Annotated in this window: 22 protein-coding genes; all 22 read left to right on the top strand. The window is 70.1% G+C overall.

Going from position 1 to position 23,351, the window contains the following annotated elements; all coding sequences use genetic code 11:
• Positions 1–32: 32 nt before the first annotated feature.
• Positions 33–1,169: a glutamine-hydrolyzing carbamoyl-phosphate synthase small subunit gene (gene carA, locus E3O32_RS02620; RefSeq protein WP_134506931.1), complete on the top strand. Its 1,137-nt coding sequence runs from the start codon at positions 33–35 to the stop codon at positions 1,167–1,169.
• On the top strand, positions 1,169–4,456 hold the full coding sequence (gene carB / locus E3O32_RS02615) for a carbamoyl-phosphate synthase large subunit (protein ID WP_134506701.1): 3,288 nt from the start codon (positions 1,169–1,171) through the stop codon (positions 4,454–4,456). Before carA ends, carB begins: the two co-directional genes overlap by 1 nt.
• On the top strand, positions 4,453–5,340 hold the full coding sequence (gene pyrF, locus E3O32_RS02610; RefSeq protein ID WP_174776474.1) for an orotidine-5'-phosphate decarboxylase: 888 nt from the start codon (positions 4,453–4,455) through the stop codon (positions 5,338–5,340). Before carB ends, pyrF begins: the two co-directional genes overlap by 4 nt.
• Positions 5,333–6,253 (top strand): guanylate kinase, encoded by a 921-nt coding sequence (gene gmk / locus E3O32_RS02605; RefSeq protein WP_134506699.1) that lies wholly within the window; start codon positions 5,333–5,335, stop codon positions 6,251–6,253. The genes pyrF and gmk overlap by 8 nt, the downstream gene beginning before the upstream one ends.
• Positions 6,254–6,379: 126 nt before the next feature.
• On the top strand, positions 6,380–6,637 hold the full coding sequence (gene rpoZ / locus E3O32_RS02600; RefSeq protein ID WP_134506697.1) for a DNA-directed RNA polymerase subunit omega: 258 nt from the start codon (positions 6,380–6,382) through the stop codon (positions 6,635–6,637).
• A 27-nt stretch (positions 6,638–6,664) separates the two neighbouring features.
• Positions 6,665–7,876: a bifunctional phosphopantothenoylcysteine decarboxylase/phosphopantothenate--cysteine ligase CoaBC gene (gene coaBC / locus E3O32_RS02595; RefSeq protein ID WP_134506695.1), complete on the top strand. Its 1,212-nt coding sequence runs from the start codon at positions 6,665–6,667 to the stop codon at positions 7,874–7,876.
• 178 nt (positions 7,877–8,054) lie between these two features.
• Positions 8,055–9,248, top strand: a complete 1,194-nt coding sequence (metK, locus tag E3O32_RS02590) for a methionine adenosyltransferase (RefSeq protein ID WP_134506693.1) — start codon at positions 8,055–8,057, stop codon at positions 9,246–9,248.
• Positions 9,249–9,250: 2 nt separating this feature from the next.
• Positions 9,251–11,338: a primosomal protein N' family DNA-binding protein gene (locus E3O32_RS02585; RefSeq protein WP_134506691.1), complete on the top strand. Its 2,088-nt coding sequence runs from the start codon at positions 9,251–9,253 to the stop codon at positions 11,336–11,338.
• Positions 11,339–12,256 (top strand): methionyl-tRNA formyltransferase, encoded by a 918-nt coding sequence (gene fmt, locus E3O32_RS02580; protein WP_134506689.1) that lies wholly within the window; start codon positions 11,339–11,341, stop codon positions 12,254–12,256.
• Positions 12,253–13,677, top strand: a complete 1,425-nt coding sequence (locus tag E3O32_RS02575) for an RsmB/NOP family class I SAM-dependent RNA methyltransferase (RefSeq protein ID WP_134506687.1) — start codon at positions 12,253–12,255, stop codon at positions 13,675–13,677. The genes fmt and E3O32_RS02575 overlap by 4 nt, the downstream gene beginning before the upstream one ends.
• Positions 13,678–13,841: 164 nt before the next feature.
• The gene (rpe, locus tag E3O32_RS02570) at positions 13,842–14,510 is read left to right on the top strand and encodes a ribulose-phosphate 3-epimerase (RefSeq protein WP_134506685.1); all 669 of its coding nucleotides are present in this window, start codon (positions 13,842–13,844) and stop codon (positions 14,508–14,510) included.
• A gap of 12 nt (positions 14,511–14,522) precedes the next feature.
• Entirely contained in the window at positions 14,523–14,786 is a 264-nt protein-coding gene (locus E3O32_RS02565; protein WP_134506683.1) for a phosphoribosyl-ATP diphosphatase, read from the top strand.
• 55 nt (positions 14,787–14,841) lie between these two features.
• Positions 14,842–15,681, top strand: a complete 840-nt coding sequence (hisG, locus tag E3O32_RS02560) for an ATP phosphoribosyltransferase (protein ID WP_134506681.1) — start codon at positions 14,842–14,844, stop codon at positions 15,679–15,681.
• Between the two features lie 39 nt (positions 15,682–15,720).
• Positions 15,721–16,482 carry an imidazole glycerol phosphate synthase subunit HisF gene (hisF, locus tag E3O32_RS02555; protein WP_134506679.1) on the top strand — a complete coding sequence of 254 codons (762 nt, stop codon included), beginning with the start codon at positions 15,721–15,723 and terminating at the stop codon, positions 16,480–16,482.
• A gap of 61 nt (positions 16,483–16,543) precedes the next feature.
• Complete coding sequence (gene hisI / locus E3O32_RS02550) at positions 16,544–16,969, top strand: phosphoribosyl-AMP cyclohydrolase (RefSeq protein ID WP_134506677.1); 426 nt, start codon at positions 16,544–16,546, stop codon at positions 16,967–16,969.
• Between the two features lie 2 nt (positions 16,970–16,971).
• Positions 16,972–18,510: an anthranilate synthase component I gene (locus E3O32_RS02545; RefSeq protein ID WP_134506675.1), complete on the top strand. Its 1,539-nt coding sequence runs from the start codon at positions 16,972–16,974 to the stop codon at positions 18,508–18,510.
• Positions 18,511–19,140, top strand: a complete 630-nt coding sequence (locus E3O32_RS02540; RefSeq protein WP_134506674.1) for a Trp biosynthesis-associated membrane protein — start codon at positions 18,511–18,513, stop codon at positions 19,138–19,140.
• A 59-nt stretch (positions 19,141–19,199) separates the two neighbouring features.
• Positions 19,200–19,427, top strand: coding sequence for a DUF6704 family protein (locus tag E3O32_RS02535; RefSeq protein ID WP_134506672.1), 228 nt, complete (start codon positions 19,200–19,202; stop codon positions 19,425–19,427).
• A 4-nt stretch (positions 19,428–19,431) separates the two neighbouring features.
• Complete coding sequence (gene trpC, locus E3O32_RS02530; protein WP_134506670.1) at positions 19,432–20,202, top strand: indole-3-glycerol phosphate synthase TrpC; 771 nt, start codon at positions 19,432–19,434, stop codon at positions 20,200–20,202.
• 2 nt (positions 20,203–20,204) lie between these two features.
• Entirely contained in the window at positions 20,205–21,416 is a 1,212-nt protein-coding gene (gene trpB / locus E3O32_RS02525; protein ID WP_134506668.1) for a tryptophan synthase subunit beta, read from the top strand.
• The gene (trpA, locus tag E3O32_RS02520) at positions 21,413–22,222 is read left to right on the top strand and encodes a tryptophan synthase subunit alpha (protein WP_134506666.1); all 810 of its coding nucleotides are present in this window, start codon (positions 21,413–21,415) and stop codon (positions 22,220–22,222) included. The genes trpB and trpA overlap by 4 nt, the downstream gene beginning before the upstream one ends.
• A gap of 105 nt (positions 22,223–22,327) precedes the next feature.
• Positions 22,328–23,305, top strand: a complete 978-nt coding sequence (lgt, locus tag E3O32_RS02515; RefSeq protein ID WP_241974487.1) for a prolipoprotein diacylglyceryl transferase — start codon at positions 22,328–22,330, stop codon at positions 23,303–23,305.
• Positions 23,306–23,351: the final 46 nt, after the last annotated feature.

The following is a 23,351-nucleotide window of genomic DNA, read 5'->3' as shown; positions in this document are numbered from 1 at the left end:
GCAGGCCGAACACCCGCACGACGGATCCCGCCGTGCTCGTGCTCGAGGACGGGCGCCGCTTCGTCGGCCGTGCCTACGGCAGCCGCGGACGGACCCTCGGCGAGATCGTCTTCGCCACCGGGATGACCGGATACCAGGAGACCCTCACCGACCCGTCCTACGCCGGGCAGATCGTGCTGATGACGGCGCCGCACATCGGCAACACCGGCGCGAACGACGAGGACATGGAGTCCCGCCGGATCTGGGTGTCCGGTTTCGTCGTGCGCGAACCCGCCCGGATCGCCTCCAACTTCCGCTCGACCCGGCGCCTGGACGACGACCTCGAAGACGGCGGCGTGGTCGGGATCAGCGGAATCGACACCCGGGCGATCACCCGGCACATCCGCTCGGCCGGCGCCATGCGCTCCGGCATCTTCTCCGGCGACGCCTTCACTCTCTCCGACGGGGAGCAGCTCGAACTGGTGCGCTCCGGCCAGGCCATGCGCGGACGCAACCTCTCCGACGAGGTGTCGACGGTCGAACCGTTCTCGGTGCCCGCCAAGGGGGAGCGGATCGGCTCGGTCGCCGTGCTCGACCTCGGCGTGAAGACCTCCACCCTGAACCACCTCGCCGAGCGCGGCTTCGAAGTGCTCGTGCTCCCGCAATCGGTCACCGCGGAGCACGTGCTCTCGCTGGACCCGTCCGCCGTCTTCTTCTCCAACGGCCCCGGCGACCCGGCCGCCTCCGACGCCCACGTCACCCTGCTCCAGGAGGTGCTCCGCGCTGGCGTGCCGTACTTCGGCATCTGCTTCGGCAACCAGCTCCTCGGCCGGGCCCTCGGCTTCCGCACCTACAAGCTGCCGTTCGGGCACCGCGGCATCAACCAGCCCGTGCTCGACAAGACCACGGGCCGGGTGGAGATCACCTCGCAGAACCACGGCTTCGCCGTCGACATGCCGATCGACGGGATCAGCGACTCCCGCACCGGGTTCGGCCGGGTCGAAGTGAGCCACTACAGCCTCAACGACCAGGTGGTCGAGGGCATCCGCTGCCTCGACATCCCAGCGTTCTCGGTGCAGTACCACCCGGAGTCGGCGGCCGGCCCGCACGACGCCGAGTATCTTTTCGACAGGTTCAGGGACGTGGTGGTCGCCCATATCGCGGCCGCCGGAGCAGGAGACGCCAAGTAATGCCCAAGCGCGACGACATCAACAGCGTCCTTGTCATCGGAAGCGGACCGATCGTGATCGGCCAGGCCTGCGAGTTCGACTACTCAGGCACCCAGGCCTGCCGTGTGCTGCGGGCGGAGGGGGTGCGGGTGATCCTCGTCAACTCCAACCCGGCCACGATCATGACCGACCCCGACTTCGCCGACGCCACCTACATCGAACCGATCACCCCCGAGATCCTCGAGACGATCATCGCCAAGGAGCGCCCGGATGCGATCCTGCCGACCCTCGGCGGCCAGACCGCCCTGAACGCGGCCATCGCGCTGCATGAGCGCGGCATCCTCGAGAAGTACGACGTCGAACTCATCGGCGCGTCGTTCGACGCGATCCAGAAGGGCGAAGACCGCCAGATCTTCAAACAGCTCGTGCAGGACCTCGGCGGCGGCGTCGCCCGCTCCCACATCGCGCACACCGTCGAGGAGGCCGTCGCGTTCGCGGAGGACCTCGGCTACCCGCTCGTCGTGCGCCCCTCCTTCACCATGGGCGGCCTCGGCTCCGGCTTCGCCTACACCGAGGCGGAGCTGCGCCGGATCGTCGTCGACGGCCTTCACCACAGCCCGACCACAGAGGTCCTCCTCGAGGAGTCCATCCTCGGCTGGAAAGAGTACGAGCTCGAGATGATGCGCGACACGGCCGACAACACGGTCGTCGTCTGCTCGATCGAGAACGTCGACCCGGTCGGGGTGCACACCGGTGACTCGATCACCGTCGCCCCCGCCCTGACCCTGACCGACCGCGAATACCAGAAGCTGCGCGACCTCAGCATCGACATCATCCGCGCCGTCGGCGTCGACACCGGCGGCTGCAACATCCAGTTCGCGATCAACCCGGCCGACGGCCGGATCATCGTGATCGAGATGAACCCGCGGGTGTCCCGGTCCTCGGCCCTGGCCAGCAAGGCCACCGGCTTCCCGATCGCGAAGATCGCCGCCAAGCTCGCGCTCGGCTACCGGCTCGACGAAATCCCCAACGACATCACCGGGGTCACCCCGGCCAGTTTCGAGCCCACCCTCGACTACGTCGTGGTGAAGGTGCCCCGGTTCGCTTTCGAGAAGTTCCCGGCCGCCGACCCGCGCCTCACCACCACCATGAAGTCCGTCGGCGAGGCCATGGCGATCGGCCGCAACTACGCCTCGGCGCTGCAGAAGGCGCTCCGCTCGCTGGAGAAGCGCGGCTCCTCGTTCCACTGGGGCGCCGAAACCCGCAGCCTCGAGGAGTTGCTCCTCGTCGCCGCAGTACCCACCGACGGCCGCATCGTCACGGTGCAGCAGGCGCTCCGCAAGGGCGCGACCATCGAGCAGGTCTTCGAATCCACGAAGATCGACCCCTGGTTCATCGACCAGATCGTGCTGATCAACGAGATCGCCGCCGAGATCGCCGCGGCCGAGCGCCTCGACACCGACATCCTCCTCACCGCGAAGGACCACGGCTTCTCCGACGCCCAGATCGGCGAGCTCCGCGGCTTCGGGGAAGCGGATGTGCGCAAGGTCCGGCACATCCTCGGCGTGCGCCCGGTCTTCAAGACCGTCGATACCTGCGCCGGGGAATTCCCCGCGCTCACCCCGTACCACTACTCCAGCTACGACCAGGAGACCGAGGTCGTGCCCAGCGACCGCCGGAAGGTCGTCATCCTCGGCTCCGGCCCGAACCGGATCGGGCAGGGCGTCGAGTTCGACTACTCCTGCGTGCACGCCTCCTTCGCGCTCTCGGAGGCCGGCTACGAGACCATCATGATCAACTGCAATCCCGAGACGGTCTCCACCGACTACGACACCTCCGACCGGCTCTACTTCGAGCCGCTCACCCTCGAGGACGTGCTCGAGGTGATCCACGCGGAGAGCCAGAGCGGCGAACTCGTCGGCGTGGTCGTGCAGCTCGGCGGCCAGACGGCGCTCGGCCTGGCCAAGGGCCTCGAGGCCGCCGGGATCCCCATCCTGGGCACCTCGCCGGCCGCCATCGACCTCGCCGAGGAACGCGGACTGTTCTCCGGCATCCTCGACCAGGCCGGCCTGCTCGCGCCGCGCAACGGCGTGGCGACCGACTTCGCCGGCGCCGTCGTCGTCGCGGAGGAGATCGGCTACCCGGTGCTCGTTCGACCGAGCTACGTGCTCGGCGGCCGCGGCATGGAGATCATCTACGACAGCGCCTCGCTGGCCGACTACTTCACCAGGATGGCCGGCCAGGGCATCATCGGCCCGTCGCATCCGCTGCTCGTGGACCGTTTCCTCGACGACGCGATCGAAATCGACGTCGACGCCATCTTCGACGGCACCGAGCTGTACATCGGCGGCGTGATGGAGCACATCGAGGAGGCCGGCATCCACTCCGGCGACTCCAGCTGCACCCTCCCGCCGGTGACCCTCGGCCGCGCCGAAATCGACCGCGTCCGCGAGGCCACGCTCGGCATCGCCAGGGGCATCGGCGTGCGCGGCCTGCTCAACGTGCAGTTCGCCATCGGGGCGGGGGTGCTCTACGTGCTCGAGGCCAACCCGCGCGCCTCCCGCACGGTGCCGTTCGTCGCCAAGGCCCTGGGCATCACCCTCGCCAAGGCCGCGTCGCTGATCATGGTGGGCAAGACCATCGCCGAACTCAAGGCCGAGGGCAAACTTCCCCTCGTCGACGGTTCCCGGGTGCCGATGGAATCGCCGGTCGCCGTCAAGGAGGCCGTGCTCCCGTTCAACCGGTTCCGCACCCCGGCCGGCCTGGTCGTCGACTCCGTACTCGGCCCGGAGATGCGCTCCACCGGCGAGGTCATGGGCATCGACCGGGACTTCCCCCGGGCTTTCGCGAAGAGCCAGCTCGCCGCTTACGGCGGAATCCCGCTCAGCGGAACGGTCTTCGTCTCGGTCTCCGACCGGGACAAGCGGGCCATCATCCTGCCGATGCTGCGGATGCAACAACTCGGCTACGAGATCGCCGCGACGGAGGGCACCGCGGAGGTTCTCCAGCGCAACGGCATCCGAGCCCGGATCGTGACCAAGTTCAGCGAGAAGAGCGGCCCTGACGACGTGTCGATCGTCGAGCTGATCCGCCGTGAGGAGGTGCAGATCGTCATCAACACCCCCGGCGGTCGCACCGCGCGCGCCGACGGCTACGAGATCCGCGCCGCCGCCGTCGCCGGCGACCTGCCGCTGTTCACGACGATCGCCGAGCTGAGCGCCGCCGTCGCATCGATCGACGCCATCCGCGGGGGCTTCGAGGTGACCTCGCTGCAGGAATACGCCACCACCCGGACGAACGCCCTGTGAGCCACGATCCGTCCGCGGCGACCGCCTTGTCGTTCGGGGACCGCCTGGACGCGGTCTTCAGCGCGCGCGGCCCGTTGTGCGTGGGGATCGACCCTCACGCCTGGCTCCTGACCGACTGGGGGTTGCCGGATTCCGCCGCCGGCGCCGAGTCCTTCGGGCGCACGGTGGTCGAGGCCTGCGCCGGACAGGCGGGAATCGTCAAGCCGCAGGTCGCCTTCTACGAGCGATTCGGCTCGGCCGGCTACGCAGCGCTCGAACGCGTGCTCGCGGATGCCCGCGCCGCCGGTCTCCTCGTCATCGCCGACGTCAAGCGCGGCGACCTCGGCACCAGCGCCGAGGCCTACGGGCAGGCCTGGCTCAGCGGCGGCTCGCCGCTCGAGGTGGACGCCATCACGGTGAACGCGTACATGGGCGTCGGCTCACTGGCCGCCGTCATCGGCCAGGCCGAGCGGGAGAGCAAAGGGCTCTTCCTGCTCGCCGCCACCTCGAACCCGGAGGCTGAGGCGATCCAGCAGGCGGTCGTGGCCGGCGGGGGACAGGCCGGCCTCACGGTCGCCGGCGCGATCTTCCAGGATGTCGCTGCGCGGAACGCGGAGCACCCGGCGCACACGATCGGCTCCCTCGGAGTCGTGCTCGGCGCCACCCTCGACCTGGCCGCATTCGGGGTCGACCTGGCCGTCGCACCGGCCCGGGCGATCACTCCGATCCTGGCCCCGGGCTTCGGACACCAGGGCGCGAAAGTAGCGGATGTGAGGAACTTGTACGGGGGGTACGCTCAAGGCGTTATCGTGAGTGAATCGCGTAGCGTTCTTTCGGCCGGTCCCCGCCGAATTGCCGAGACGATAGCGCGCCGAGTACTTGAAGCTGGAGCGGCCCGTGGCTGAGAATCGCCCTACCCCACCCGACGTCGACCGGGTCGCGGCCTCGCGCGCCGCCGTGGCCGCCAGGCGCGCCCGCGCGGCCGTGAAAGACCAAATCGCGCACGAAAAGCGCTCGGCCCTCGAGGTGCTGTCCACGGCGATCAACAGCCCCGACGGCGTCGAGGGACGCCTGCGCGTTACCGAGTTCCTGATCAGCATCCCGGCAATCGGCGTCACCAAGATGCGACGCATCATGAGCCAGCTGGAGATCTCGCCCTCCAAGCGCCTCGGCGGCCTGGGCAAGCACCAGCGCGACCGGTTGCGGGGCTTCCTGTCGAGCAGGTCGAGGGTTCGCCGGGGCGCATCCTCTGCCCGGCTCGTCGTGCTCGCCGGGCCGACAGCCGTGGGCAAGGGAACCGTGGCCGGGTACATCCGGGAGCACTATCCCCAGGTGCTGTTGTCCGTCTCGGCCACCACCAGGGCGCCGCGGCCGGGGGAGATCGAGGGAGTGAGCTACTTCTTCGTCGACGACGCTGAATTCGACCGGATGGTCGAGGCCGGGGAACTCCTCGAATGGGCGGTCGTGCACAACGCGTACCGTTATGGCACCCCGCGCGGTCCGGTCGAAGCGGCGCTGGCGCGCGGCGACAGCGTTCTGCTCGAGATCGACATCCAGGGCGCCCGCGCCGTGCGACGCTCGATGCCGCAGGCGCGGCTCGTCTTCCTCCTGCCGCCGACCTGGGACGAATTGGTGCGCCGCCTGATCGGCCGCGGCACCGAAAGCCCGGCCGAGCAGGCCCGTCGCCTGGAGACCGCCAAGCTCGAATTGGCCGCCCAGGAGGAGTTCGATTATCGTGTCGTCAACCACGACGTGGCCGAGGCCGCCCGGGAGGTCGTAGACTTGATGAATCTGCGCCGGGAACCCCAGCTGCCTTAGCGCCCGATTTTTCGTGTTTGAGACGCGCCGACACTCGCGCGTCCAGCCGATCCAGCGTCACCCGCACCACCGATACCCGCTGCGACACCACCCCGCAGCACGAACCGCTCTGAAGGAGTGACACCAATGGCCAACAAGCCCACTGGCATCATTGACCCGCCCATCGACGACCTGCTGACCAAGGTCGACTCCAAGTACGCCCTCGTGGTTTTCGCGTCGAAGCGCGCTCGTCAGATCAACGACTACTACGCCGACCTGCACGAAGGCAGCCTGTTCGACAACGTCGGACCGCTGGTCGACTCCACCGTCGACGACAAGCCGCTGTCGGTCGCGCTGCGCGAGATCAACGAAGACAAGCTCGTCTCCCGCCCCATCGTCGAGTAGTCGACCGGGCATACTCGAGCGCGCAGGATGTCGTCAGGTCGCACGATCGTCGTCGGGATAACCGGCGGCATCGCTGCCTATAAGGCCGTCAACATCGTGCGCGCTTTTGTGTTGCGCGGGGACTCCGTGCACGTCGTTGCCACGCCGGCCGCCCTGCGCTTCATCGGCAGACCCACCCTCGAGGCCATCTCCCGCAATCCCGTGCACACCGACCTCTACGAAGGGGTCGCCGAGGTCCGGCACGTGGCGATCGGCCAGTCGGCCGACCTGATCGTGGTCGCGCCGGCCACCGCGAACACAATCGCCAAACTCGCCTGCGGCCTGGCCGACGACCTGCTCGGGAACACCATCCTGGCCAGCACCGCGCCGCTGGTGATCGCGCCGGCGATGCACACCGAGATGTGGAACAACGCCGCCACCCGGGCGAACGTCGCGACCCTGCGCGAACGCGGCGTCGTCGTCGTCGGGCCCGGGACGGGCCGGCTCACCGGTGCCGACTCCGGGGCCGGCCGGATGGAAGAGCCGAGCGCGATCGTCGCCGCGGCCGTCGCCGCGCTGGCCGCAGCCGACCGCGGAGGCACGCCCGGCGACCTGACGGGCAAACGGATCGTCATCTCCGCCGGGGGAACCCGGGAACCACTCGACCCGGTGCGGTTCCTCGGCAACCGGTCCAGCGGCAAGCAGGGCGTCGCCCTGGCCGAGGCGGCCGCCGCTCGTGGGGCTGACGTGGTCCTCGTCGCCGCCAACCTGGAGGTACCGGCGCCGGCGAACGTCGACGTTCGCCTCGTGAGCTCCGCGGCCGACCTCGAGCGGGCGATGACCGAGGCGGCGGCCGAGGCGGACGTCATCATCATGGCGGCGGCAGTCGCCGACTACCGGCCGTCCGAGGTGCGCGCCGAGAAGATCAAGAAGGAGGACACGGGCGACACCCTCGTGCTCACCCTCGTCCGCAACCCCGACATCCTCGCCGGACTGGCCGCCGCCCGGAAACCAGGCCAGATCGTCATCGGCTTCGCCGCCGAAACCGAGGCCGACCCGGGCTTGCTGCTCGAACTCGGGCGGGAGAAGGCCGCCCGCAAGGGCTGCGACTACCTGGTCCTCAACAGGGTGGGCTGGACCGAGGGTTTCGCCTCCGAACGTAACGAGGTCCGTGTGCTCAACCGTCACGGAGATATAGTGATTGAGGTCTCCGGCAGCAAGATGTCGGTGGCCGAGCGCATCCTTGACCTGCTGAGTTGATCACGGGCTCAGCTGATCACCGCTGAGCCGATCACCACTGAGCCGATCAGCGCTGAGCCGACCGGCTCGGCTCAGACAGTCTTCGGCGCCGAACGCAGGTCTTCCCGGTGCCGCGCCGGCCGCGTCCGCGGCGGCCGTTTTCCCCCACGTACACGCACCACCAACAGAGACGGGCCAGATGAGCGATCTACGCCTCTTCACCTCGGAGTCAGTCACCGAAGGCCACCCCGACAAGATCTGCGACCAGATCTCCGACAGCATCCTGGACGCGCTCCTGGCCGAGGACCCGCACAGCCGGGTCGCGGTGGAGACGCTCGTCACCACCGGCCTCGTGCACGTCGCCGGTGAGGTCACCACCGAGGCCTACGTCGAGATCCCCTCGATCGTGCGCAAGTGCATCACCGACATCGGCTATGACTCGTCCGACGTGTGGTTCGACGGCCGTTCCTGCGGTGTCGAGATCTCCATCGGCGGTCAGTCGCCCGACATCGCCCAGGGCGTCGACAACGCCTTCGAGCGGCGCGAGGAATCGAGCATCGACGACTTCGACCGGCAGGGCGCCGGCGACCAGGGCATCATGTTCGGCTACGCCACCCGGGAGACCCCCGAGCTCATGCCGATCCCGATCTGGATCGCGCACCGCCTCGCCGAACGCCTCGCCGAGGTGCGCAAATCCGGCGAACTGGACTACCTCCGTCCCGACGGCAAGACCCAGGTCACCGTCGGCTACGACGGCATCATCCCGCGCACCGTCGAGACCGTCGTGCTCTCCACCCAGCACTCCAAGACCGTCTCCAACGAGCAGTTGCGCGCCGAGGTCGAAGAACTCGTCATCCGGCCTGTGCTCGACCGGGTCGACCTCGACTCCTCGGGCCTGAACATGCTGATCAACCCGACCGGGCGGTTCGAGATCGGCGGCCCGCAGGGCGACGCCGGCCTGACCGGGCGCAAGATCATCATCGACACCTACGGCGGATCGAGCCGCCACGGCGGGGGAGCCTTCAGCGGCAAGGACCCGTCGAAGGTCGACCGTTCCGCCGCATACGCCATGCGCTGGGTGGCCAAGAACGCGGTGGCCGCCGGACTGGCCGACCGCCTGGAGATCCAGGTCGCCTACGCCATCGGCAAGGCCTCCCCGGTGGGACTGTACGTCGAGACGTTCGGCACCGGAACCCTTCCCGACCGGGAGATCACCGCCGCGATCCGGGAAGTCTTCGACCTGCGCCCGGCGGCGATCATCCATTCCCTCGACCTGCTGCGCCCGATCTACGCCAAGACGGCCACCTACGGCCACTTCGGCCGTGAACTGCCCGACTTCACCTGGGAGCGGCTCGACCGGGTCGAGGAACTGAAGAGCGCCGCCGGGCTGTAGCGATGACCCGCACCGGCCTCGTGGCACGGGTGCTGATCGATTCGCCCCTGCCGCAGCTCGACCACCTCTTCGACTACCGCATCCCGGAAGAGCTCGCTGCGCTCGCGCAGCCCGGAGTGCGGGTGCGCGTGCCGCTCCGGTCGGCCGGGCGGGTGGCCGACGGGTACCTGATCGAGGTCGTCGGCGGGGCGACGGCAGTCCCTCCGACCGGGACGGATCCGGCGACCCTCGACGGGGTCACCCCCGACTACCACGGCGCGCTCAGCCCGCTCGATGCGGTCGTGTCGGAGGCGCCGGTACTCACCCCCGAGGTCTGGAAGCTGGCCAGGCGGGTGGCCGACCGCGCCGCCGGCAACGCCAGCGACATCATCCGGCTCGCCGTCCCACCCCGGCAGGTGCGGGTCGAGAAAGCCTGGCTCGCCGGCATGGCTGCGACGAACGCGACGAACGCGACGAACGCGACGAACGCGACGGATGAGTCGGCCCCCGTGGCAGCGCCGGCCACCACCGACCCGGCATCCGCGCCACCGCACGCCTTCGCCGACTACCCGGCCGACAGCCTCGACACCGTCGTAGCCGACCGGAAACGGCTCTGCGTCGCCGCAGTGCCGACGCTGATGCTGCTGCCGGGTGGACACACCATCGGGCGCTGGGCGCACACGATGGCCGAGCTCGCGGTCGCGGCCCTCTCCGCCGGTCGGAGCAGCATCCTCGTCGTCCCCGACTACCGCGACCAGGACCAGGTCCAGGCGGCACTCGAGCTCCTCGCCCCCGCCGGCACGGTCAGCCGGGTCGACGCCCGCCAGCCCAACGCCGACCGTTACCGGGCCTTCCTCGCCTGCCTGGCCCCCGCCCCGCGGATCGTCCTGGGCAACCGCTCCGCCGTCTACGCCCCGGCGCACGACCTGGGCCTGATCGCGCTCTGGGACGACGGCGACCCCCTGCACGGCGAACAGCTCAGCCCCTACGTGCACGCCAGGGACGCCGCGCTGGTCAGGCAGGGCCAGGCAGGCTGCGCGCTCATCTTCCTCGGGCACACCCGCACGGTGGAGGTACAGCGCCTGGTCGAACTCGGCTGGCTCGGCGAGGCGCACCCCACCAGGAACCAGCACCCCCGGATCATCCCCACCGACTTCCAGGCCGAACCCGACCAGCAGGCCCGCGCCGCGCGCATCCCGACCGCCGCCTGGCAGGCAGCCAGGGAGGCCCTCCAGCACGGGCCCGTGCTCGTGCAGGTGGCGAGCCCCGGCTACGCACCCATGCTCGCCTGCCAGACCTGCAAGAAGGCCGCGCGGTGCACCACCTGCCAGGGCCCGCTCGGCCTGGCCTCGGCGGCCGCGCTGCCGTCCTGCCGCTGGTGTGGTGCCCTCGCGGCCGACTGGAGCTGCGTGCACTGCGAGGGCCGGAAGCTCAGGGTCGTCACCCTGGGCACCGGCCGCACCGCCGAGGAACTCGGCCGGGCCTTCCCCGGGGCCAGGGTCATCATCGCCGACGGCGACCACCAGGTGCAGCAGCTCGGTGCGGAACCCGCCCTCGTCATCGCGACCCGCGGCGCCGAGCCGATCCCGGCCGGCGGCTACCGGGCCATCCTGCTGCTCGACGGGGAACGGATGCTCGCCCGCGAGTCGCTCCGCGTCGGGGACGACAGCCTTCGCGCCTGGTGCAACACGGCGGCATTGGCCGCTCCGGGGGCGTCCGTGATGCTCGTCGGAGTCGGCGGCACCCTCGCCCGCGCGCTGAACGCCTGGCAGCCCGAGGCGCACGCGGCAGCGGAGCTGGCCGACCGACGGCAGCTGCGATTCCCGCCCGCCGTGCGGGTGGCCTCCGTCACCGGCACCGCCGATGACGTCGCGGCGGCCCTCATCGACCTCGACCAGGTTCCCGGGCTCGACGTGCTCGGCCCGGTGGCGACCGAGCCGCCCCTTGTCCGGGGCATCGTGCGCTTCCCCTACGCGAGCGGCGACGAGGCCGCCCGCCTGCTCAAGGCCGCCATCGTGCGGAACGCGGCCCGGCGGCGTCGGCCGAAGGGTGCTCCGTTCCGTGCGGCACCTACACTCAAAGTACGATTCGACGACCCGGAGCTGCTCTAAATGAAAATCGTCTTCGCGGGCACCCCCCAGGCCGCCGTGCCCAGCCTGGCCCTGCTGGCCGACTCTCCGCACGACCTCGTCGGCGTGGTGACCCGGGCGGACGCGCCGCTCGGCCGCAAACGCACGCTCACCCCGTCCCCGGTCGGGCAGGCCGCCACGGACCGCGGCCTCCGGCTGCTCAAGACCAACCGGCTCGACGACGCAGCGACCGCCGAGATCGCGGACCTCGCGCCCGACCTGGGCGTGATCGTCGCCTACGGCGGGCTCGTCCGGGAACCGCTGCTCTCCGTGCCGCGCCTCGGCTGGATCAACCTGCACTTCTCCCTGCTTCCCCGCTGGCGCGGCGCCGCACCGGTGCAGCGCGCGCTGATCGCCGGCGACGCGCGCACCGGCGCCGCGGTTTTCCAGCTGGTGCCCGAACTCGACGCCGGCGCGGTCTTCGCCCAGCAGTCGGAGCCGATCGGCCGGCACGCGACCGCCGGCACCCTGCTCGCCGGCCTCAGTGAGAGCGGCGCCCAGCTGTTGATCGGCGTGATCGACGACCTTGCGGCCGGGCGGGCGACCGCCCTCGCCCAGGCCGGGGAGGTCACCCTCGCCCCCAAGCTCACCCTCGACGACGCCCGGATCGACTGGTCCGCCCCGGCGGAAACGGTCTACAACCGGGTGCGCGGGGTCACCCCTGAGCCCGGCGCGTTCACCACGGTGAACGACGGGCGCCTCAAACTCCTCGATGTCGCCCCGACCCATGGGGCCCTGCCGCAACCGGCAGGCTCGATTCGAGAGATCGACAAGAAAGTGCTGATTGGAACCGGGACAGAGCCGCTCGAGCTCGTCACGGTGCAACCGGCGGGAAAGACGGCAATGAAGGCAGCGGACTGGTGGCGTGGAGTGGCGGCGACGGAGGTGGTCGCCTCATGAGCGACGAGCGCGGCCGGGGCCGGCAGCAGGAACGCCCGCGCCCGCAACACGATTTCGTCCAGCCGGCCCGGCGCGTCGCCTACGAGGTGATCGCGGCCGTGCGCGAATCCGACGCCTACGCCAACCTGCTGCTGCCCACCCGCATCAAACGGGCAGCCCTGAACACGGCGGATGCCGCGCTGGCCACCGAGCTGACCTACGGCACGCTGCGGATGCAGGGGTTCTACGACCGGGTCATCGCCGAAGCGGCCGGGCGGCCGGTCTCCGCGATCGACCCTGCCATCCTCGACGTGCTGCGGCTCGGCGCCCACCAGCTCCTCGCGACCCGGGTCGCCACCCACGCCGCGGTGAACGAGTCGGTCGAACTGGCCAGACAGGTGGGCTCGCGCGCCGCCACCGGTTTCACCAACGGGGTGCTGCGCACCATCTCCCGCTCCAGCACCGAGGAATGGCGGGAGCGGATCCTCGCCGACGCCACCGGGGAGGACGACCGCCTCGCGATCGAACACTCCCACCCGGTCTGGGTCGTCCGGGCCTTCCGCCAGTCCCTGCGACTCGAGGGGCGCGAAGCCGAACTGGAAGACCTGCTGATCGCCGACAATGCGGCCCCCCGGGTCAACATGGTCGCCCTCCCCGGGCTCGTGCCCGCCGAGGAGACGGCCGGCCTCGGCGAGCCCAACGCGTTCTCCCCGACCGGATTCGTGCTCGCCGGCGGAGACCCGGTGCACCTCATGCACGACCACAACGGCCGCATCCGGGTGCAGGACGAAGGCTCGCAGCTGGCAGCCCTGGCTCTGAGCCGCGCCCGCCCGGCCGCCCAGGGCGAACGCTGGCTCGACCTCTGCGCCGGCCCGGGCGGCAAGGCCGCGCTGCTCGCCGCCGAGGCCCTCGCCGCCGGCGCCACCCTCGTCGCCAACGAGCTGGTCCCCGCCCGGGCGACGCTCGTGCGCAAGGCCCTGGCGGCCGTTCCGGCCTCGGTCCCCGTCTGGGAGGAGGACGGCACCACCTTCGGTGATGCCCACCCCGAGGCCTTCGACCGGATCCTCCTCGACGCGCCGTGCACCGGCCTCGGCGCCCTGCGCCGCCGGCCGGAGGCGCGCTGGCGCAAACTGCCCCGGGACGTCGCGGAGCTCAGCGACCTGCAGTCGGGCCTGATCGATGCCGCCCTCGGCGCCCTCAAGCCCGGCGGCATCCTGGCCTACGTCACCTGTTCCCCGCACATCGCCGAGACCCGGGGGATCGTGGCCACGGCGCTGAAGAAGTGGGGCGGCACGGTGCGCACCCTCGACACCGCCGGGGTCGTCCAGGGCCTCGCGAATTCGCCGCTCGACCTGCCCGCCGACGGCGGGAGCGTGCAGCTCTGGCCGCACCGGCACGGCACCGACGCGATGTTCATCACCCTGCTCGAACGCACCGCCTAGCCGGCGTCGAATTCGACGGACTTTTTGGCCTCCGGGGCGAGAAAGAGGCGTATTTGGGCGATTTCGGAGAAAATCTCCGTCGAATTCGACGGGCGGTTCGCCGGGCAGGTGCGGGCTGTGGGCTGCGGGAAGGGCGGGCGGATGCCACGGGCTAGGGTGAAGTCATGCCCTCCAGGATCAACCCGAGCATTCTCGCCGCCGACTTCGCCAACCTCGAACGGGAACTGGGGCGCATCCGCACCGCCGACCTCGTGCACGTGGACATCATGGATAACCATTTCGTGCCCAACCTCACCTTCGGCCCGCCCGTCGTCTCCCGCCTGGCCCAGGTCTCACCGCTGCCGTTCGACGTGCACCTGATGATCGACAACCCCGAGCGGTGGGCTCCCGGTTACGCGGAGGCCGGCGCCTTCTCGGTGACCTTCCACGCCGAAGCCACCACCAACCCGGTCGGCCTGGCGCGGAAGCTGCGCTCGATCGGCGCCCGGGCGGGCATCGCCCTCAAGCCGGGCACCGCGGTCGAGCCCTACCTCGAACTCCTGCCCGAATTCGACCAGGTGCTGGTGATGACCGTCGAGCCCGGTTTCGGCGGGCAGAGCTTCATGCCGTCGACCATGCGCAAGCTGAAGACGCTGTCCGAGACCGTGCGCAAGAGTGGTCTGGACGTCTGGCTGCAGGTCGACGGGGGCATCACCGAGGAGACCATTGCGATCGCCGCCGAGGCCGGCGCCGACACCTTCGTGGCCGGTTCGAGCGTGTTCAACGCCGCCGACCCTGCCGCGCAGATCGCCCGGCTGCGCGCCGCCGCGGACGAACACCGGCACGCGCACTAGTAACCTAGGGGAGTGAAGACATTCGACGACCTCTTCGCTGAGCTGAGCGACAAAGCACGAACCAGGCCCGAGGGCTCTGGAACCGTGCGTGAGCTTGATGCCGGCGTGCACGCCATTGGCAAGAAGATCGTTGAGGAAGCCGCAGAAGTCTGGATGGCGGCCGAATTCCAAAGCGACGAGGAGACGGCGGCCGAGATGTCGCAGCTCATCTACCACGTGCAGGTGCTCATGCTGGCGAAGGGGCTCACCCCGGCCGACGTGTACCGGCATCTGTGACGGCCAGGCCACCGGCCGACTCCGTCCACCTCCCCGCCAACGCTGAAAGAACACCATGCTGAGAATCGCCGTGCCCAACAAAGGCTCGTTGTCCGAAACCGCCGCGCAGATGCTGTCCGAGGCCGGGTACACCGGCCGCCGCGACCCGCGCGACCTCGTCGTCGCCGATCCGCTCAATGACGTCGAGTTCTTCTACCTCCGGCCGCGCGACATCGCGACCTACGTCGGTTCCGGAGCCCTCGACGTGGGAATCACCGGACGGGACCTGCTGCTCGACTCCCGCTCGACTGCCCACGAGATCGCCAGCCTCGACTTCGGCGACTCCACCTTCCGCTTCGCCGGTCCCGCCGGCCGCTTCAGCGACCTCTCCGACCTGGCCGGCCTCCGCGTGGCGACCAGCTACCCGGGCCTGGTCGAGGCGTTCCTCGCCCGGCACGACGTGTCGGTCACCCTCGTCACCCTCGACGGCGCGGTCGAATCCGCGGTGCAGCTGGGCGTGGCGGACGCCGTCGCCGACGTTGTCTCCACCGGCTCCACCCTCCGCAAGGCAGGCCTGGACATCTTCGGCCCGGTCATCCTCCAGTCCACGGCCGTGCTGATCACCTCCGAGAACGAGAAGCCCGGAATCGCGACGCTCCTCCGCCGGCTGCAGGGTGTGCTCGTGGCCCGCCAGTACGTGCTGATGGACTACGACATTCCGGCGGCCCTGCTCGACGATGCCTGCCTGCTGGCACCGGGCATCGAGTCGCCCACGGTGTCGTCGCTGCACGACCCCGACTGGGTCGCCGTGCGGGTGATGATCCCGCGCCTGAACACCAACCACGTCATGGACGCGCTCTACGAACTGGGCGCCAGGGCGATCCTGATCAGCTCCATCCACAACGCCCGCCTCTAACCAACGGGTCAGGGTAAGAGAATTGTCACGGAGGAAATCGTGAGTCTTGCTGTGCGGGTCATTCCCTGTCTCGACGTGGCCAACGGCCGCGTGGTGAAGGGCGTGAACTTCCAGAACCTGCGCGACGCGGGCGACCCGGTCGAGCTCGCCCGCCGGTACTACGAGCAGGGTGCCGACGAACTCACCTTCCTCGACGTCACCGCGACCGTCGACAACCGGTCCACCACCTACGACGTGGTGCGCGCCACCGCGGAACAGGTGTTCATCCCGCTCACCGTCGGCGGCGGCATCCGCAGCGTCGAGGACGTCTCCCGGCTGCAGGCCAGCGGCGCGGACAAGGTCGGCGTCAACAGCGCGGCCATCGCCCGCCCGGCGCTGATCGGGGAGATCGCCGACCGCTTCGGCTCGCAGGTCCTCGTGCTCTCACTCGACGTGAAACGCAGCGGCCGGACCGAATCCGGCTTCGTCGTCACGACCCACGGCGGCCGCACCGAGACCGACCTGGATGCCCTGGCCTGGGCCGGCACCGCGATCGAGCTGGGCGTCGGGGAACTCCTCGTGAACTCCATCGACGCCGACGGCACCAAGGCCGGCTTCGACCTCGAACTCATTCGGCTCATGCGGGAAATCAGCCGCGTGCCGGTGATCGCCTCCGGCGGCGCCGGACGGGCACAGGACTTCCCACCGGCGATCGCGGCCGGAGCGGACGCGGTGCTCGCGGCATCCGTCTTCCACAACGGCGAACTGACCATCGACGACGTGAAGCGGGAGCTCCGCGCCGCCGGGATGCCGGTGCGCTGATGAGCCTCGCCCGACGACCGCAGCCCCACGACCGATGAACCCCGAACGAGAGGGCGCCACCATGAACGACCAGGCACTGTCATCCGTCGACGCCGGCCTCGCGCTGGCCGCCTTCAACGCCGACGGCCTGCTGCCGGCGGTGATCCAGCAGTGGGACACCGGCGAGGTGCTCATGCTCGGCTGGATGGACCGGGAGGCGCTGCGACGCACCCTCACCGAGGGCCGCGTCACCTTCTGGTCTCGCAGCCGCCAGGAATACTGGCGCAAGGGCGACACCTCCGGGCACGGGCAGTACGTGAAATCCGCCGCGCTCGACTGCGACGCCGACACCCTCCTCGTGCGGGTCGACCAGGTCGGCGCCGCCTGCCACACCGGCACGCACACCTGTTTCGACGGCCGGGGCATCGGCGTCGCCACCGGCACCCGCCCGGTCGCCTCCGACTCCGCCTCCGACTCCGACTCCGACTCCGCCGAAACGGTGAACTGACCGTGGCCGTCGACGAGACCACGGCCGGGACGACAACCCCCGAACAGTTCGCCGCGCTCGGACCATTGCACCGGGTCATCCCGGTCATCCGTGAACTCTTCGCCGACGGGGAGACCCCGGTCGGCATCTACCGGAAGCTCGCCGCCGGGGCGCCGGGCAGCTTCCTGCTCGAGTCGGCGGAACAGGGCGGGATCTGGTCCCGGTTCTCCTTCGTCGGGGTGTCCTCCTTCGGCGTGCTGACCCAGCAGGGCGACGACACCCGCTGGATCGACTACGGCGTCGACGCCGACCGCGCGCTCGGCGCCGCCGCCGGGCTCGGCCCGCTGGTGGCGCTCTCCGCCCTGTTCGAACGCTGGCGGACGCCGTGCCTGCCCGGGCACCCGCCGCTCACCGGCGGCCTGGTCGGTTTCATCGGCTGGGAGGCGATCCGCCAGATCGAACGTCTGCCGAACCGGCCGCCGGCCGACTACGACGTGCCGGGGGAGGCGTTCAGCTTCGTTGCCGACCTCGTCGCGATCGATCACAAGTACGGCACCGTGCAGCTCATCGCGAACGTTCTCAACGACGGCACGGACACCCCGGCCGAGCTCTGGGCGAGCGCCCAGGCGCGGCTCGACTCCCTGCAGGCCCGTCTCGCGGCACCCTCGGAGGCGTGGCTCGCCGAGGTCGACCTGTCCACCGCGCCCGAACCGGAGATGCGCACCACCCGCGCCGACTTCCTCGCCTCGGTCGAGGTCGCCAAGCAGCGCATCGTCGACGGGGACATCTTCCAGGTCGTCATCTCCCAGCGCTTCGACCAGGCCTGCACCGCCGACCCGATCGACGTCTACCGGGTGCTCCGCAGCCTCAACCCCAGCCCGTACATGTACCTCCTCAGCCTTGAGTCCACGACCGGCGAACCGTACTGGATCGTCGGTTCCTCGCCGGAGGCCCTGGTCAAGGTGCAGCAGGACCGGGTCTTCACCCACCCCATCGCCGGGTCGAAGCCCCGCGGGACCACACCGGAAACCGACGCCGACTTCGAAACCGAACTCGCCGGCGACCCCAAGGAACGAGCAGAGCACCTCATGCTCGTCGACCTGGCCCGGAACGACCTGCTCAAGGTGTGCGCGGCCGGCTCGGTTGAGGTCACCGAGTTCATGCGGATCGAACGGTTCAGCCACATCATGCACCTCGTCTCGTCGGTGGAGGGCAATCTCCTGCCCGGCAAGACCGCCATCGACGTGTTCCGGGCGACCTTCCCGGCCGGCACCCTGTCCGGCGCACCGAAGCCCAGCGCCCTGGCGATCATCGACGAACTCGAACCCACCCAGCGCGGCGTCTACGGGGGAGTGGTCGGCTACTTCGGCTTCGCCGGGGACGCGGATCTCGCCATCGCCATCCGCACGGCCACCATCATGAACGGCATCGCCAGGGTGCAGTCAGGCGGCGGCCTCGTCGCCGACTCCGATCCGGCATCCGAATACCAGGAGTCGCAGAACAAGGCCGCCGCTCCGCTGCGGGCCGTGGCCGTGGCCAACGCCATGAAACGGGTGCGCTGAGTGACCGCCCGCCGACTCAAGCTCGCCGTGATCCTGCTGGTGCTCGCCGCCAGCGCCCTGGCGCTGCTGGCCTGGACCCAGGTCTGGATCACCGCCGACGCCCTGCAACCCGGCTCGGCCGCGAAGACCCTCGCGGTCACCGGTTCGACCGCCGCGCCCGGCCTGACCGCCCTGGCCCTGGCCGGGGTGGCCCTCGCCGGCGCGCTGACCATCGCCGGTCCGATCATCCGGGTCGTCCTCGGCCTGCTCGAAATCCTGCTCGGCTTGTCGGTCGGCCTCGCCGCAGCTCTCGCGCTCGGTGACCCGGCCGGGGCCAGCGCGGCCCTGATCACCGCGGCCACCGGGATCGCCGGCAAGGAATCCGTCACCGACGGAGTCGTCGCCTCGGTGTCCACGCCCTGGCCCTACCTGGCCCTCGTCGCCGGCGTCGCGAGGGCCGCGGCCGGCCTCATCATCCTCGTCACGGCCCGCCGCTGGCCGGGCCCCGGCTCCCGGTACCAGGCCGTGCGATTCGCCGCCGCGGATGCTTCCGGCGGGGCGGCCACCGACGCCTCCGGCGACCCGTCGAGCGACGCCGTCGACGACTGGGACGGGCTCACCCGTGGCGAGGACCCCACCGCTCGTCGCTGAAGTCGATCACCGTCAGGCCGCTAGACTTGACCCGCACGTCAACGCACAGAAGGAGATCCATGAGCTTCGAGTCGGTAGACCCTGGCGAAGGCCATTCCATTGCGGCCTGGACCGCAGTCACCATCATGCTGCTGGCCATCGCCGTCGGCACCGTGGCGTTCTTCCTCGCTCTGCCCTGGCTCGTCTGGGCCTCGGTGGCGCTGCTCGTCGTCGGACTCGGCGTCGGCTGGGCGCTGTCCAAGGTGGGCTACGGCGTAGCCGACACCCAGCCGCACGAAGGCCACTAGCCGAGTGCTTTCCGAGCTGCTAGCCGGGGCGATCGCCGACGCGGACGTCCGCCGTCGGGATCGCCCGTACTCCGCCGTCGAAGCGGACGCCCTCGCGCGCCCGCCGGCCCTCGACGCCCTGTCCGCGCTCGCCCCGGCTGACCGGGTGAAGATCATCGCCGAAGTGAAGCGGGCGAGTCCGTCCCGCGGCGCCCTCGCCGAGATCCGCGACCCGGCCGCCCTGGCCGTGTCCTACGAGTTCGGCGGCGCCAGCGCCATCAGCGTGCTCACCGAAGGTCGCCGTTTCCTCGGCTCGCTGTCGGACCTCGAGCAGGTGCGTTCGGCCGTGACGGTTCCCGTGCTCCGGAAGGACTTCATCGGCGTCCCGTACCAGGTCCTCGAGGCACGTGCCGCCGGCGCCGACCTCGTGCTGCTGATCGTCGCGGCCCTTGACCAGGCCACCCTGGTCTCCCTGCACGACCTCGTCCGCGAACTCGGAATGACCGCCCTCGTCGAAACGCACAGCGCCGACGAGGTCGACCGCGCCCTCGACCTCGGCGCCAGCCTCGTCGGGGTGAACGCCCGCGACCTGTCCACCTTCACCCTCGACCAGGACCTGTTCGGCCGGCTGGCCGACCGGATCCCCTCCGGCGTGGTCCGGGTCGCCGAATCCGCCGTCAAGACGGCAGCGGATGTCGCGCACTACCGTGCCGCCGGAGCCGACGTCGTGCTCGTCGGCGAAGCGCTCGTCACGAGCGACCCCATCCGCACCCTCACTGAATTCCTGGCGGTATAGACATGTCCCTCAAAGCAGAAGCAGGCCCGTACTTCGGGGATTTCGGCGGACGATTCGTCCCCGAATCCCTGGTGGCGGCGCTGGACGAACTCACCAACGAGTACACCCTCGCCCGATCCGACCCGGCCTTCGCCGCCGAGCTGATGGAACTGCACCGCACCTACACGGGCCGCCCGTCCATCATCACCGAGGTGCCCAGGTTCGCCGCCCACGCCGGCGGCGCCCGCGTCATCCTCAAGCGCGAAGACCTCAACCACACCGGCTCGCACAAGATCAACAACGTGCTCGGCCAGGCCCTGCTCACCAAACGGATCGGCAAGACCCGGGTGATCGCGGAGACCGGTGCCGGTCAGCACGGCGTGGCCACGGCGACCGCCGCCGCCCTGTTCGGCCTGGACTGCGTCGTCTACATGGGCGAGGTCGACACCGAACGCCAGGCCCTCAACGTGGCCAGGATGCGGCTGCTCGGCGCGGAGGTGGTGCCGGTCACGACCGGCTCCCGCACGCTCAAGGACGCCATCAACGACGCCATGCGCGACTGGGTGACCAACGTCGAGAACACCAACTACATCTTCGGAACGGTCGCGGGCCCGCACCCGTTCCCGGCGATGGTGCGCGACTTCCAGAAGATCATCGGCGAGGAGGCCCGCCAACAGGTCCTCGACCTGACCGGGCGCCTCCCCGACGCGGTCACCGCCTGCGTGGGCGGCGGGTCCAACGCGATGGGCATCTTCCACGCGTTCCTCGACGACGCCGACGTGGCCCTGTACGGCTACGAGGCCGGCGGCGACGGCGCGGAGACCCTCCGGCACGCAGCCACTATCACCAAGGGGCGCCCCGGCATCCTGCACGGCGCCCGCAGCTTCCTGCTCCAGGATGAGGACGGCCAGACCGTCGAGTCACACTCGATCTCCGCCGGCCTGGACTACCCGGGCGTCGGCCCGGAGCACTCCTGGCTGGCCAGCATCGGCCGGGCGACCTACCTGCCGATCACCGACGCCGAGGCGATGAGCGCCCTGCGGCTGCTCAGCCGCACCGAGGGAATCATCCCGGCGATCGAGTCGGCACACGCTCTCGCCGGCACCCTCGACCTGGGCAAACGGCTCGGACCGGACGCCACCATCCTGGTGAACCTCTCCGGCCGCGGCGACAAGGACATGGAAACCGCGGGCCGATACTTCGACCTGCTCGACGAGGGCGCGGCACAGCTATGACGACGACGACGAGCACAGTCGAATCGACCATCGCCCTGCGACGAAAACAGGGCGGCGGTGCCCTGATCGGCTACCTGCCGGTCGGCTTCCCGACCCTGTCCGAAAGCATCGACGCGGCCGTCGCGCTCGTCGCTGGCGGTGTCGACATCCTCGAACTGGGCCTGCCGTACTCCGACCCCGTGATGGACGGCCCGGTCATCCAGGCGGCCACCCAGCAGGCCCTGGCGGGCGGCTTCCGGCTGCGCCACGGCATCGAGGCCGTCGCGGCGATCACCGCCCAGGTGGATGCCCCGGTGCTGGTGATGACCTACTGGAACCCGATCGTGCAGTACGGCGTCGACCGGTTCGCCGACGACCTCCAGGCCGCCGGCGGTGCCGGGCTGATCACGCCCGACCTCATCCCCGACGACGCCGCGGACTGGCTCGCGGCCAGCGACCGCACGGGCCTCGACCGGGTCTTCCTCGCGGCGCCGTCCTCCTCCGACGCTCGGCTGGAGCAGGCGGTGCACGCGAGCCGCGGCTTCGTCTACGCCGTCTCCACGATGGGGATCACCGGCGCCCGCAGCGACGTCGACTCGGCGGCCCGGGTTCTCATCGACCGCCTGCGCGCGGTCGGGTCGACCAGTGCCTGTGTCGGGCTCGGCATCTCCACCCCCAGCCAGGTGCGGGAGATCCTCGGCTACGCCGACGGCGCCATCGTCGGCTCCGCGCTGGTGAAGGCCCTCGCCGAAGGGGGAGTCCCCGCCGTCGCGGCGCTCGCCCGCGACCTCGCCGCCGGGGCCAGGGACATCCGACCCGCAGTCTGAGGTATGTTGACCGAGGCGGTCGTTCGACGCCTCGACAGTTTTGCCGGGCCGACCACCGGTTTCGGTCAACCCGGAGTGAGTCGTCACGATGAAAGGTAATACCAGGTGTCTTTTCTGCTGAGCATCCCGAGCCCCAGCCCGGAGTGGAGCTTCTTCGACGTCGGACCGTTCCGGATCCACGCCTACGCCCTCTGCATCCTGGCCGGGATCATCGCCGCCACAGTGCTGACCTCGCGCCGCCTGACCAGCCGGGGCGGCGAACCGGGCGTGGTGCTCGACATCATCCTCTGGGCCGTCCCGCTCGGCATCGTCGGGGCGCGGATCTACCACGTGCTCACCCACCCGGGCGACTACTTCTATGCCGGCGCCGACCTGCTCCGCACCCTGTACATCTGGGAGGGCGGCAACGCCATCTTCGGGGCGCTGCTCGGCGGAGCCGTCGGCGCGTACATCGGCTGCCGGCTGTCCGGCATCCGGTTCTGGGCTTTCGCGGACGCCCTGGCGCCCGGCATGCTCGTCGCCCAGGCGATGGGGCGGCTCGGCAACTGGTTCAACCACGAACTGTTCGGCCTGCCGACCACCCTGCCCTGGGGTCTGCAGATCGAGACCACCAACCCGGCCTACCCGGTCGGGCTGCCCGCCGGCACCCTGTTCCACCCCACCTTCCTCTACGAGATGATCTGGAACGTGATCGGCGTCGCCGTGATCCTCCTGCTCGAACGCAGGCTCACCCTGCGCTGGGGCAAGGCCTTCGGCGTCTACCTGATCTGGTACGGCCTCGGGCGCAGCTTCTTCGAGTCGATCCGGGTGGACCCGAGCGAGATCTACTTCGGTATCCGCACCAACGTCTGGGCCGCGTATGCCGCGATCCTGATCGGCCTGGTCATCCTCATCGTGCAGAGCCGCCGCCACACCGGGACCCCCGTCAGCGCCTACCGACCCGGCCGCGAATGGAAGGGACCCGATGCTGAGGTAGAATCTGAAGAGTTTGATTCGGATATCGAGGATCACGGTGATGACGCCGTCGAACCCACCGGATCAGGCGAGGTTGCAGCCACAAGCACCAGCAACTCGCGCCTTTAGCCCCAGGGAAAACCCGCTACGGCTTGTCACCCGGTATCACGGGCCG

The sequence above is a fragment of the Cryobacterium mannosilyticum genome (assembly GCF_004402705.1).
Classification (GTDB): Bacteria; Actinomycetota; Actinomycetes; order Actinomycetales; family Microbacteriaceae; genus Cryobacterium; species Cryobacterium mannosilyticum.
The sequence above is the reverse complement of the archived record's forward strand: the minus strand, read 5'-3'. Positions and strand labels throughout refer to the sequence as shown.

Bases quoted from the DNA above. Each gene is read 5' to 3' on its own strand.
- E3O32_RS02585 (WP_134506691.1), top strand. From the start codon at position 9,251: ATGACCCGCACCGGCCTCGTGGCACGGGTGCTGATCGATTCGCCCCTG.
- E3O32_RS02575 (WP_134506687.1), top strand. From the start codon at position 12,253: ATGAGCGACGAGCGCGGCCGGGGCCGGCAGCAGGAACGCCCGCGCCCG.
- metK (WP_134506693.1), top strand. From the start codon at position 8,055: ATGAGCGATCTACGCCTCTTCACCTCGGAGTCAGTCACCGAAGGCCAC.
- trpB (WP_134506668.1), top strand. From the start codon at position 20,205: ATGTCCCTCAAAGCAGAAGCAGGCCCGTACTTCGGGGATTTCGGCGGA.
- rpoZ (WP_134506697.1), top strand. From the start codon at position 6,380: ATGGCCAACAAGCCCACTGGCATCATTGACCCGCCCATCGACGACCTG.
- hisG (WP_134506681.1), top strand. From the start codon at position 14,842: ATGCTGAGAATCGCCGTGCCCAACAAAGGCTCGTTGTCCGAAACCGCC.
- hisI (WP_134506677.1), top strand. From the start codon at position 16,544: ATGAACGACCAGGCACTGTCATCCGTCGACGCCGGCCTCGCGCTGGCC.
- carB (WP_134506701.1), top strand. From the start codon at position 1,169: ATGCCCAAGCGCGACGACATCAACAGCGTCCTTGTCATCGGAAGCGGA.
- coaBC (WP_134506695.1), top strand. From the start codon at position 6,665: ATGTCGTCAGGTCGCACGATCGTCGTCGGGATAACCGGCGGCATCGCT.
- rpe (WP_134506685.1), top strand. From the start codon at position 13,842: ATGCCCTCCAGGATCAACCCGAGCATTCTCGCCGCCGACTTCGCCAAC.
- E3O32_RS02535 (WP_134506672.1), top strand. From the start codon at position 19,200: ATGAGCTTCGAGTCGGTAGACCCTGGCGAAGGCCATTCCATTGCGGCC.
- fmt (WP_134506689.1), top strand. From the start codon at position 11,339: ATGAAAATCGTCTTCGCGGGCACCCCCCAGGCCGCCGTGCCCAGCCTG.
- trpA (WP_134506666.1), top strand. From the start codon at position 21,413: ATGACGACGACGACGAGCACAGTCGAATCGACCATCGCCCTGCGACGA.